A 3157-nucleotide genomic window follows, 5' to 3' on the forward strand; every position below is an offset into this window, starting at 1 on the left:
CGGTTGCTTTTTGGATGCTGATCCTGAAGGGCATTGGCAGATTTACTGTTTCCAATTAAGGCCAGGACATCTACTTTTCCTGTTTTCATAATGGGGGCCGCTACGGTCCTTCCGCGCCCAAATAAAATATTCACCACACCTTTAGGAAAACTAGTTTTAAAAGCTTCTAACAGCGGAGTTATTAGCAATACCCCAAATTTAGCGGGTTTAAATATCGCTGTGTTTCCCATGATCAATGCAGGGATCAACAAGGCAAAGGTTTCTTTCAAAGGGTAATTATAGGGTCCCAGACAAAGAACAACTCCCAATGGACCCCTGCGGACATGTGCATATACTCCATCGTGTTTCTGAAATTTTGCTGAGTTCCTATCTAATTGTTTATAATCCTCAATGGTGTCGTAGATGTAATCTACAGTACGATCGAATTCCTTTTGAGAGTCGGGCAGCGATTTTCCAATTTCCCACATTAGAAGCGTTACAATTTCCTCGCGCTTGGTTTTCATCTGTGTAACAAACTTCTCCATGCACTCAATACGATCTCTCACCTTCATAGTGGGCCATGTTCCCTTTCCCTCATCATAGGCCATTAATGCTCCATCTAAAGCCTTCATAGCCTCTTTCTCCCCCAGATCCGGGATACTACCCAACAATGTTCGTTCATACGTCTCTGAGGAGGAGATCGTTGAATAGACATCGGTATTTTTACCGTCCCAAGAAATGAGTTCCCCATTTATAAGGTAGGTCTTTTGATGTATTTCTTTCTTGATCTGAAATTGTTCTGGAATGATCGATACTTGTGTAGCCATAGATGATAATTTTCTTGTAAAGGGATTTAAAGATACGCTAATATGTGCGCATTAAACAATGGGCTTCATAGCCGTCATAGAGGCACGCAACCTGGCACCTACAATTTCAACAGGATGTTCCCGTAAGGCCTTGTTGACCTGTATAAGTTTCGCATTAGACACTCCATTACCCTTGCCTTGCCCGTAAGATTTTCCGATGACATCCACATCTACCTTCTTCATAAAGTCTTTCAACAACGGTTTACAAGCATGATCAAATAAATAGCAGCCGTATTCTGCAGTATCGGAAATTACCCGGTTCATTTCAAATAACTTCTTCCGGGCAATTGTATTCGCAATAAGTGGAGTCTCATGCAGGGATTCATAATAGGCAGATTCCCCAATAATTCCAGAAGCTGTCATAGCTTCATAGGCCAGCTCCACCCCTGCCCTTACATAGGCCACCATCAATACTCCATGATCGTAATATTCTTGCTCAGAGATCTTGATATCTCCCGCTTTTGTCTTTTCAAAGGCAGTTTCCCCTGTGGCCGCTCTCCAGCTTAAAAGATTTTTATCGTCCTTGGCCCAGTCTTCCATCATGGTTTTTGAAAAATGACCACTCATAATATCATCCATATGCTTTTGGAACAAGGGTCGCATGATGCTTTTCATTTCCTCTGAAAGATCAAAAGCTTTTATTTTAGCCGGATTTGAGAGTCGGTCCATCATATTGGTGATCCCTCCATACTTCAATCCTTCTGTAATAGTTTCCCAACCGAACTGAATAAGTTTGGATGCATAGCCTGGTTCTATTCCTTTTTCGATCATCTTATCAAAACAAAGGATCGATCCCGTTTGCAATAGTCCACATAGAATGGTCTGCTCTCCCATAAGATCCGATTTTACTTCGGCTACAAAAGATGATTCCAGCACCCCGGCCTTATGGCCTCCTGTTGCTGCTGCATACGCTTTTGCCTGCGCCAGCCCTTTACCCTCGGGATCATTCTCAGGATGTACAGCAATCAGTGTAGGCACTCCAAACCCCCGTTTATACTCTTCTCTTACTTCAGAACCGGGACTTTTTGGAGCCACCATGATAACAGTAAGATCTTTCCGAACCTGCATCCCTTCTTCCACAATATTAAAACCATGAGAATACGATAAGGTTGCCCCTTTTTTCATAAGAGGCATTACGGTTTGTACTACGTTAGTATGCTGTTTATCTGGTGTAAGATTGATCAGCAGATCTGCGCCGGGAACAAGCTCTTTATATGTTCCGACGGTAAAACCATTTTCTGCAGCATTTACATATGAAGCTCTTTTCTCCTTAATGGCCGCTTCCCTAAGCGTGTAAGAAATGTCTAATCCGGAATCGCGCATATTCAATCCCTGGTTCAGGCCCTGAGCTCCGCATCCTATGATCACAATCTTTTTGCCTTTTAATGCAGTTACCCCATCCGTAAATTCACTGGTATCCATGAAACGGCATTTCCCTAGTTGCTGTAATTTATCTCGTAATGAAAGTGTGTTAAAATAATTTGTCATGCGTATAGTTGGTTTATGTTGTATTAATCTTTGTTTTCATATTCATTCAATAATGCAGTAATGGGCATGGCTGCCTTGGTCACCGCAATCCTGCCAGTTCTTACAAATTGTAATATTCCAAAAGGTTCTAGGAGGTCGTGCATGTCATCTATCTCATGACGTCTACCCGACTTAGCGAGTACAAAAAAATCTCTGGAGACGGTGACGATCTGTGAGTTACTTTCTTTTATGATGTTCTGTATCTGTCGCTCATCAAAAAGCAAATGCGATGCTATTTTAAATAAGGCAGATTCCTGATAAATGATCTCATCATCTGTGTGGTAAAATGCCTTGATCACTTCAATTTGTTTCTCTATTTGCGCTACGATCTTACGAGTCCAATCTTCAGTAGTAAAAATCACTATTGTAAATTTAGAAACATGTTCAATCTCTGATTTAGAAACATTTAGTCCCTCTATATTAATGTGACGCTTTAAGAATATTCCTGATATTCTATTGAGCAATCCTACGTTATTTTCCGAATACACCGAGATGGTGAACCATTTTTTTTCCATCGGGTTTTATTTAAGTCTGATATCTGAAACCGATGCTCCGGAAGGAATCATAGGAAAAACATTGTCTTCCTTCTCCACCTGAACTTCAAGAAAATAAGGTTGGTCTGATGCGATCATTTCCTGTACTGCCCCCTGCAAATCTTCTCGTTTCTCAACGCGTCGGGCTTCAATACGATAGCCTTCGGCGATTTTTATAAAATCCGGGTTGGTCATCACCGTGGATGCGTAACGGCTTTCAAAAAACAATTCCTGCCACTGGCGAACCATACC

Annotated in this window: 4 protein-coding genes; all 4 read right to left on the bottom strand. The window is 41.6% G+C overall.

Annotated elements, in window-relative coordinates; genetic code table 11:
* Nucleotides 1–806 (bottom strand): aldehyde dehydrogenase family protein (locus tag Q0X72_RS13490; RefSeq protein ID WP_297766467.1); only part of this gene is annotated, 806 nt, incomplete at its 3' end.
* Nucleotides 807–857: 51 nt separating this feature from the next.
* Nucleotides 858–2333 (bottom strand): ketol-acid reductoisomerase, encoded by a 1476-nt coding sequence (gene ilvC, locus Q0X72_RS13495; protein WP_297766468.1) that lies wholly within the window; start codon nt 2331–2333, stop codon nt 858–860.
* Nucleotides 2334–2356: 23 nt separating this feature from the next.
* A complete protein-coding gene (ilvN, locus tag Q0X72_RS13500) occupies nt 2357–2887 on the bottom strand; it encodes an acetolactate synthase small subunit (RefSeq protein WP_297766471.1) in 531 nt (176 codons plus the stop codon).
* Nucleotides 2888–2893: 6 nt separating this feature from the next.
* Nucleotides 2894–3157: thiamine pyrophosphate-dependent enzyme (locus tag Q0X72_RS13505; protein ID WP_297766474.1), on the bottom strand; the 264-nt coding region annotated here is incomplete at its 5' end.

This window comes from uncultured Muriicola sp., assembly GCF_947258935.1.
Lineage (GTDB): Bacteria > Bacteroidota > Bacteroidia > Flavobacteriales > Flavobacteriaceae > Muriicola.